Below are 8,822 nucleotides of genomic sequence, written 5' to 3' on the forward strand. Positions count from 1 at the left end.
TTATTTACCCCATTACTTAAGGACACAGCAACACTAATTTTTTAATGTAAATTTTATGCTGCAACTATTATTAATGCTTAAATAAAATTGCCCAAGTATCAAGTATTAATTAGGCAAGAGTTTGTTCCGATATATATCCTATTATGTTATATTTTAGTATACTCTTTCCTGATTAGGGTATACTTGAAAAATAAGTGGTTTAGTATTATTATTTTATGTGTACATATTATAATTTTCATATAAAAATAAATTTAGGATGGTGATGCAATTGGATAAATTAATTTTAACAGAGTCTGGTAAGAAGAAAATTGAAGAAGAATTAAACTATCTAAAGACTGTAAAAAGATCAGAAATCAAAGAAGCACTAAAAGCTGCTCGTGCTCAAGGGGATTTAAGTGAAAATGCAGATTATAGTGCTGCTAAAGATGACCAATCTCTAACTGAAACCAGAATATTAGAACTAGAAGCTCAATTGAGAAATGCAGTAATAGTTGAAGAAACTTCTGAAAAACATGTATTTGATATTAATAAAAAAGCTTTAGTTAAATTTTACGATACTGATGAAAGCTTTGAAATAACTTTAGTAAGTTCTGTAGAATCTGATTTTAAAAATATGAAAATAAGTATAGAATCACCTTTAGGAAAATCTTTATATAAACTTCCAATAGGTGAAAAAGTTACTGTAAATTCTCCAGATGGAGACTATGAAATAGAAGTAATTAAGATATTGGATTAAAAAGAAGCCTTAGGGCTTTTTTTATTTTATCATTAAAAAGTAGTGTATTTTTCAGCATAAAATTTACAATAAAAAATTAGTGCTGCTAGTGTTATTAAGTAATGGGGTAAATAATTTGAATGAATTTTAGAGACTCTTAGAATAAAAAATAAAAAAACTCCGTAATTCATCACAGGACGTGATGAGCCAATTTCCGCCCCAAGGACGGGGCATAAATTGGGTAGGAGTTTTTTAATTTTTTATTATTAGAGTCTCTTAATGAAATGACTTATTTACCCCATTACTTAATAACACTAGCAGCACTAATTTTTTATTGTAAATTTTATGCTGAAAAATACACTACTTTTTAATGATAAAATAAAATTAGCCACTAGAAATTGGGATAAAATTAAAAATAAATTAAGTTGACAAAATATTCTAAAATGATGTAATCTATACATGTATTTAGGAAAGTACTATGAATCAGGGGTGTATTACATAATATGGATAATTTAAAGGAAGTATTAATAAAAAAAGTATACGGAGCACTTGTTGGAGTAGCTATAGGGGATACAATGGGGATGCCTGCAGAGTGGTTTACAAGAGAAGAAATAAAAACTAACCTTGTGTGTGTAGAAGATTTTGTAGAACCACCTAAACAAAATTTGGTAACATATTACCTTAAAATGGGACAAGTTACAGATGATACTATACAAACTTTTTTATTAGCTGAATCAATAGTAGAGAATGGTGGAAAAGTTGTTTCTGAAGATATAATGGAAAAGTTAATAAAATGGATTGATGGAATGAGTGAAGAATTAAAAGAAGAATTTATTGGACCTAGTGTTAAGGAAGCATTTAAAAATTATAAAAAAGGTGTTACTTTAAGAGAAGTAGGTATTAACGGTACAACTAATGGAGCGGCTATGAGAATAGTTCCCGTAGGAATAATAAGTAGCTTTCAAGAAGTAGAAAAATTAATAGACAATGTAGAATTAGCAAGTCTTCCTACTCATAATACTAATGTAGCTATTTCAGGAGCTTGTGCTATAGCTTCTGCAGTAGCCTGTGGAATATGTGGAATGGAGGATTTAAATGAAATAATAGAAACTGCATCAAAAACTGCTATAAAGGCTTTAAAAAAAGGCTTTGATGTACCAGCACCATCAGTAGGAAAGAGAATAAAAATAGCTATTGATATTGTAAAGAAAGCTTATAGCGAAGAAGATGCACTTCAAAATCTTTATGATATAATAGGTACTGGTTTTTCAGCTTCAGAATCTGTTCCCTGTGCTTTAGCATTGGTTTATTTATCTAAGGCAAATACAATAAAGTGTGCCAAGCTTGCAGCTAATATAGGCGGTGATACAGACACTATAGGAGCCATGGCTTGTGGCATTTGTGGTGCTATAAAAGGAATAGACTCCATTCCTTCAAAATACATAGATTTAATCTACACTGTAAACAATTTAGATTTTAAAGGTATGGCAGAAAAGTTAACAGATATTTTAATTAAATCTATGTAAATGTTAGCATTTAAGAAGTTTTATTTAAATTTATATTATTGAAAAAAATAATTAAAAATAATGTGTATAAAAACAATAATACTAGCACCATAAAGAGATTTTGGAAATAATTTGAATGAATTTTAGAGACTCTTAGAATAAAAAATAAAAAAACTCCTACCCAATTTATGCCCCGTCCTTGGGGCGGAAATTGGCTCATCACGTCCTGTGATGAATTACGGAGTTTTTTTATTTTTTATTCTAAGAGTCTCTAAAATTCATTCAAATTATTTCCAAAATCTCTTTATGGTGCTAATATTATTGTTTTTATACACATTATTTTTAATTATTTTTTTCAATAATCTAAATTTAGCTAAGCTATTTTAATTGAGTCCGTATATTTAATAATTTTTTTTGTATATTTTTTATCACTACTTAATCTTATGAGGCTATCTATAAAATATTTGCTTTTGCTCCTTGGTATTTGCTTTCTTTCTAGCAGTTTTATCATTACCATGCAAGTACTATATTTTTTTACATGAGTATGACCATTTTTAAAATTTTTATGCTTATTATGCACTATAAAACCATCACCAGCCTTATAAATTTTAAAATCTCGGTTTTGATATATTTGTATACTCATATAACAATCACCTCAATATTATAATATCACACTATTATTATAAAGTTATTAAATGCTAGTAAAATTTATGAGTAATGTTTTGTGATATTTGTATAATTTATCCAAGGGGTAATTAATACTATATTTGATTAATAAAATTATACTCTAAGTAAAAAACTTTTAATTCTTTAAAGTAATCTAGTATAATATCAGAGAAAAAATAATTTAAAATAATAATACTATAACCATAAAGAGATTTTGGAAATAATTTGAATGAATTTTAGACAGTCTTAGAATAAAAAAACAAAAAACTCCGTAATTCATCACAGGACGTGATGAGCCAATTTCCGCCCCAAGGATGGGGCATAAATTGGGTAGGAGTTTTTTGTTTTTTTTATTCTTAGAGTGTCTTAATGAAATGACTTATTTCCAAAATCTCTTTATGGTTATAGTATTATTATTTTAAATTATTTTTTCTCTGATATTATACTAGATTACTTTAAAGAATTAAAAGTTTTTTATAAGCTTTTTCTTTTTAGATGAGATTTTATTCTTGTGCATTGTTAAAAGTAGTTTAAGTTTATGTAATAATATAGAAAAAGGGAAAATATAGCTATATAATTTAGTATAGAGTGTATTAGAAAATTAAAATAAGAATAAAATTATAGATAGATACCTAAGGAAAATCTTTTTTCATACAATACAAAAAATAATTTTAATTTTATATCTAAAATTACTGGAAATTAAAACAAATATATAGAAAAATGACGAATAGTAATATATAATATATTATAGAATATAATGGATAAAATTTAAAATAATAGGGGAATTAAAGTGAGGAAGATAAGAAGTAAAATAATAGTCTCTATAGTTTTATGTTCTGTTTTATCAATTTTATTAGTAGGATTAATAACCTCATTTAACTACTTAAAAGTAATACAAGGCAATTCAAAGGATGAGCTAAAATTAAAATCTTCTAATACTGCAGCAGAACTAAATGTAACTATAAAAGAAATTGAAAGTTCTGTTAATGCACTGGCTTTTTCTTGCATTGAAATGTTAGATAATGAAGATAAATTTTTTAGTGATGAACAGTATTTAAAAAGCTATCAGGAAAAAATTGAACCTGTAGCAAAAAAAATTGCTGAAAATACTGGTGCTATGGCTTTTTACATAAGATTTAATCCGGAAAAAACTCCAGCTACTTCAGGACTTTTTTATGCGGATGAAAAAGGTGCAGGAAGTCTTGAAAAACTTGTACCTACAGATTTTAGTAAATATGACACTGAGGATATAGAACATGTAGGTTGGTACTATGTACCTGTAAAAGCAGGAAAGGCTGTATGGCTTAATCCTTATTTTAATGCTAATATAAATGTAAATATGATATCCTATGTAGTACCTTTATATAAAAACGGCAAAACCATAGGTGTTGTAGGTATGGATGTGAATTTTGAAAGAATTGAAAGTTATGTAAAAAACACAAAAGCTTATGAAACAGGTTATGGATTTCTTGTAAATGAAAAAAATGATTTTTTATCTCATCCTACTTATAAAATAAAAGATAATCTTGAAAGAGTAGATAATGGATATTATATTCCTGTTACAAAAGAAATAAAAAACAATAAATCTGGTTTTAAACAATACAAGAAAAATGATGTGGAAAAAATAGTAAGTTATGCAAAATTAAATAATGATTGGACATTTTGTATTGCTGTACCTTCAAAAGAAGTATATAAAGGAGTATATAATCTTATAAAGTTAATCATTAGTGTAACTATAATTTCTATAGCTGCTTCAACTATGGTAGCTTGTTATTTAGGAAATGTAATTTCTAAACCTATTGTAAATATTACAAAAATTATAAATTCTACTGCAGATTTTAATTTTGCTGATAATAAAGATTATAATTTTTTATTGGATAATAAAGATGAAACTGGTATAATGGCAAAGTCTGTAGGAAAAATGAGGGAAGCTATTAGAAATTTGGTAGGAAATATTAAGGTAACTTCTGAAAATTCTTATAAAAATTCAAATAAGCTAGCAGATATTGTTTCTGATAATTTAAAGTCTATAAATGAAACCTCTGAAGTAATAGAAGAAATTGCAGCAGGTACAACAAATCAAGCCAAACAAGCAGAAACGGCAACTAAAGTTCTTTTCAATCTTGCAGAAAATATAAATTCTGTAGTGAATGTTTCTAATATTTTAAAAGAATATGCAGAAAATTCTGAATCTGTTACAAAGGAAGGCATAAATACAGTTTTAGATTTAAAAAATAAATTTGAAAACAATAAGGAAGTTACCCACAAGGTTTCTCAAAATGTAATAATACTTAATAATAAATCTGATGATGTGGCTAAAATATTAACTACAATTCAAGGCATTGCAGATCAAACAAATTTATTAGCATTAAATGCATCTATTGAAGCTGCAAGAGCTGGAGAAGCAGGAAAAGGCTTTACAGTAGTAGCACATGAAATACAAAAACTAGCAGAGCAAACATCTTATTCTGCTAAAGAAATAGAGGATATAATAAAAGAAATTCAAAGAGAAATTCAAATTACAAAAGACAGTATAGATATGGCTGGTGTAACTATTAATGACTCTAAATATTCCATAGAAAAAACTAATGAAACTTTTGAAAGTATAATTAAAGTAGTAAAAGAAACTATAAATAATATTAATATACTTATGAAAAATGTAAATGTAATAAATAGTGAAAAGGAGGATGCACTAAATTCTATAGTTTCTATAAAAGATATATCTGAAAAGTTTGCTGCAGCTACAGAAGAATTGTCTGCTACTGTACAAGATCAGGTAAACACTTTTGATAATATATCTGAATCAGCAGATGAATTAAGAGATGTATCTAAAAATCTTAAAGAATCTATAAATTATTTTGAAATTTAAAATAAGCAGGAACTATTATTAATGAAAACATAAAATAGGTTGGTGTAGAATTTGAATAACAAAACAGTTTTAATAACAGGAGCATCTTCAGGAATAGGATATGAATTGGCAAAAGTATTTGCTGAAAAGGGGTATAATATTGTATTAGTAGCTAGAAGAGAAAATATACTAAATGAAATGGCAGAAAAAATATTAAAATGCTACGGAGTAAAAACTAAAGTTATACAAAAAGATTTAACTAAAATAAATGCAGCTAAAGAAGTTTTTAATGAAGTAAAAAAATCAAATATTAATATAGATATACTTGTAAACAATGCAGGTATAGGTAGTTGCGGTTTTTTTCATGAAATAGAATTAAAAAAGCATATAGATACCATAAACATTAACATAACAGCTTTAACGGAATTAACAAGATTATTTGTAAAAGATATGATAGAAAGAAAACAAGGTAAAATATTAAATGTAGCTTCAACAGGAGCATACCAACCAGGTCCTATAATAGCTGTATACTATGCTACAAAAGCTTATGTTTTATCTTTTTCAGAAGCTATATGTAATGAGCTTAAACATTACAATATAACAGTAACAGCTCTTTGCCCTGGAACTACTAGCACAGAATTTAGCAAAAATGCAGGTAAATGTGATTTAAAAAATGCTATGAATCCTAGAAAAGTAGCTGAAATAGCCTATGATGGATTAATGAAAGGAAAAAAAGTAGTTGTACCTGGTATTTTAAATAAATTCTTAGTATTTTTATCAAAAATAACACCTAGAAGTATTTTAGCAAACATAGTAAAAAAAATTCAAAGCAATGCAATTTTTAAAAGTTAAGAGTTAATAGAAAAAAGTTAAGAGTTGTGGTTCAATTTCAGTAAAAATTTTATTTTTACTGAAATTGTATTATTAATATAATTTTAAATTTTTCGTAATGCTAATGGAGAAAAATTCTCCAAAACTCTTAACTTTTCTCTCTTAACTCTTAACTCCAAAAACTCTAGCTATTTTTCAACAAAGTATTTTATCATGGCAATTATTTCAAAAGATATTCCAGATGCAATCATTGGACCTACAGGTATTCCGCCTAAAAATGCTACTCCAATGATGGAGCCTAAAATTACCCCACCTAGTACAGAAACATTTCCAGTTAAGAAATTTAATCCTTTACTAGCAATTATAGCTACAAATATACCACAGGCAATTGATACAAAGCCATTTAAATTTAAATAATTTTTTACATCTAAAATAGATTCTTTGTTTTTGTCTATTAAAGGTATAAGCATCCATATCATTAAAAAACACAGACCAGTTTCTAAAAAATATTTCCTAGAAAATTTTATGATATTATCATTGTTTATAAAAGAAAAAATAAGTACTATTATAGATGCTAATACCATAGGTTTATTTTTGGTAAAAATACAAGCTAAAATTAATGTTATTAATATAATTTTTTCAATCATTTTATAACCTCAAATATAATAATAAGAATTTAATATTATTATATTAATAAAATAAATGTTAGTGATGTTTAAAATATTTTAATTTTTAATATTAGACACACAACCGTCTATTAAATCTACTAAGCCACCTACTTCTGGTTTGCTTAGCTGAGCATCTGCACCTACAGCCTCACCTTTATGTCTTAAATTATCTGTAATAAGTGAAGAAAATATTATAACAGGAAGCTTTTTTAAAATAGGATGTTCCTTTATTTTTCTTGTAAGAGTATGTCCATCCATTTGAGGCATTTCAATATCTGTTATAAGAGCTTGAATGTAATCAGTAAAGTTTTCACCTTTTTCTTCTAAAATGGCATGTAAAAAATCCAAAGTTTCTTTTCCATCATTAAAAATTTTTAAGTTTTTAAATCCAGCTTTAGTCAAAGTATCTTTTAATAACTTTCTTATTAAAGCTGAATCATCTGCTAATGCAATTTTAATATTAGACCTATCCTTATAACTTATTTTATCAAGTCTATCCTCGCTAATACCAGTACTTGGGCTAATATCTGTAACTATTTTTTCAAAATCCAAAAGCAAAAGTATTCTATCTTTTAAAATGATATTTCCTATAACTAGTGAATTAATGGATAAATCATCTGGTTTCATTATTTCAGACCATTTAATACGGTGAACACCTATAATGTCATCAATATTAAATGCCACTTTTATTTTATTAAATTCACATATAATAGTTTTAGAATTACTTAAATTTTGTTTTGTACCATCTAAAACGTATTTTAAATCTACTAATGTTATTATTTCTTCTCTGCATAATATTAATCCAGCTATAGCAGGATGAGTTTGTGGAAGTTTTGTTAAATTGTTTACATCTAAAACTTCTTTAACTTTTATAACATTAATGGCGTAATGTTTATTGCTTACTACAAACTCTAAAATTTCTAATTCTCCTGTACCGGATTCTAGCAGTATATTATTATTCATAGTTTCACTTCTTTTATATTACTTTTATATATACTAATTTTAGCATATATCTTATTGAATATTTCGAATAAAAACCAAATGACTATACACTATTTAGATAACTTGTGTGAAAAAGTTAAAAATAAAATGTAAATAAGTATTTGATTTTTGTAGAATTAAATATATAATATAATTGATATTAAAATTCATTATCAGTTATATTATATAACTTTTACTATTATTTTAGAAGTTATAGAATTACCAAGTATTAGTTTACATCCTCTAACATAAACCACAAAAGAACCATTCATATTATTTGACAGTATAGTTATTTTTGTACCAGGAGTTAAACCTAAAGCTTCTAATTTTTGTTTTGCTATTCCTGAATCTTTTATGTATTTAATAATTGCTTCATCACCAATATTTACAAAATACAATGTTTTTAATGCCTATATTATACATATATATGATGTTTCAATCTTTAAGATTTCCAAATAAAAGTGCCTTTGTTTTTCCTACAATTATAACTTTAATTTATATTTTTATAAAAATTAATATTTGTAATGATAAAGTGTTAAAAGGAGAAACTATAGCTAATGTAATATTTATATACATTTTGGGATTTGTATTAAATTCACTTTCTAAAT

8 protein-coding genes are annotated in these 8,822 nt (G+C 25.9%); 4 read left to right on the top strand and 4 right to left on the bottom strand.

What is annotated here, in order from left to right; genetic code table 11:
* Positions 1 to 268: 268 nt before the first annotated feature.
* A complete protein-coding gene (gene greA / locus CLOACE_RS11120) occupies positions 269 to 736 on the top strand; it encodes a transcription elongation factor GreA (RefSeq protein ID WP_101495424.1) in 468 nt (155 codons plus the stop codon).
* 482 nt (positions 737 to 1,218) lie between these two features.
* Positions 1,219 to 2,241, top strand: coding sequence for an ADP-ribosylglycohydrolase family protein (locus CLOACE_RS11125; protein ID WP_070111322.1), 1,023 nt, complete (start codon positions 1,219 to 1,221; stop codon positions 2,239 to 2,241).
* Between the two features lie 352 nt (positions 2,242 to 2,593).
* On the opposite strand, the gene CLOACE_RS11130 is transcribed toward CLOACE_RS11125, so the two are convergent.
* Positions 2,594 to 2,863 carry a hypothetical protein gene (locus CLOACE_RS11130; RefSeq protein WP_070111323.1) on the bottom strand — a complete coding sequence of 90 codons (270 nt, stop codon included), beginning with the start codon at positions 2,861 to 2,863 and terminating at the stop codon, positions 2,594 to 2,596.
* An 813-nt stretch (positions 2,864 to 3,676) separates the two neighbouring features.
* On the opposite strand from CLOACE_RS11130, the gene CLOACE_RS11135 reads away from it, so the two are divergent.
* Positions 3,677 to 5,755 carry a methyl-accepting chemotaxis protein gene (locus CLOACE_RS11135; RefSeq protein WP_070111324.1) on the top strand — a complete coding sequence of 693 codons (2,079 nt, stop codon included), beginning with the start codon at positions 3,677 to 3,679 and terminating at the stop codon, positions 5,753 to 5,755.
* A gap of 51 nt (positions 5,756 to 5,806) precedes the next feature.
* Positions 5,807 to 6,586: an SDR family NAD(P)-dependent oxidoreductase gene (locus CLOACE_RS11140; protein WP_070111325.1), complete on the top strand. Its 780-nt coding sequence runs from the start codon at positions 5,807 to 5,809 to the stop codon at positions 6,584 to 6,586.
* Between the two features lie 167 nt (positions 6,587 to 6,753).
* On the opposite strand, the gene CLOACE_RS11145 is transcribed toward CLOACE_RS11140, so the two are convergent.
* From CLOACE_RS11145 to CLOACE_RS11155, 3 genes are all read right to left on the bottom strand, one after another.
* Positions 6,754 to 7,212, bottom strand: a complete 459-nt coding sequence (locus tag CLOACE_RS11145; protein WP_070111326.1) for a DUF441 domain-containing protein — start codon at positions 7,210 to 7,212, stop codon at positions 6,754 to 6,756.
* 78 nt (positions 7,213 to 7,290) lie between these two features.
* Positions 7,291 to 8,196 carry a chemotaxis protein gene (locus CLOACE_RS11150; protein WP_070111327.1) on the bottom strand — a complete coding sequence of 302 codons (906 nt, stop codon included), beginning with the start codon at positions 8,194 to 8,196 and terminating at the stop codon, positions 7,291 to 7,293.
* Positions 8,197 to 8,396: 200 nt separating this feature from the next.
* The gene (locus tag CLOACE_RS11155) at positions 8,397 to 8,612 is read right to left on the bottom strand and encodes a FeoA family protein (RefSeq protein WP_070111328.1); all 216 of its coding nucleotides are present in this window, start codon (positions 8,610 to 8,612) and stop codon (positions 8,397 to 8,399) included.
* Between the last annotated feature and the right edge of the window lie 210 nt (positions 8,613 to 8,822).

The sequence above is a fragment of the Clostridium acetireducens DSM 10703 genome, from assembly GCF_001758365.1.
GTDB classification, from domain to species: Bacteria; Bacillota; Clostridia; order Clostridiales; family Clostridiaceae; genus Clostridium_C; species Clostridium_C acetireducens.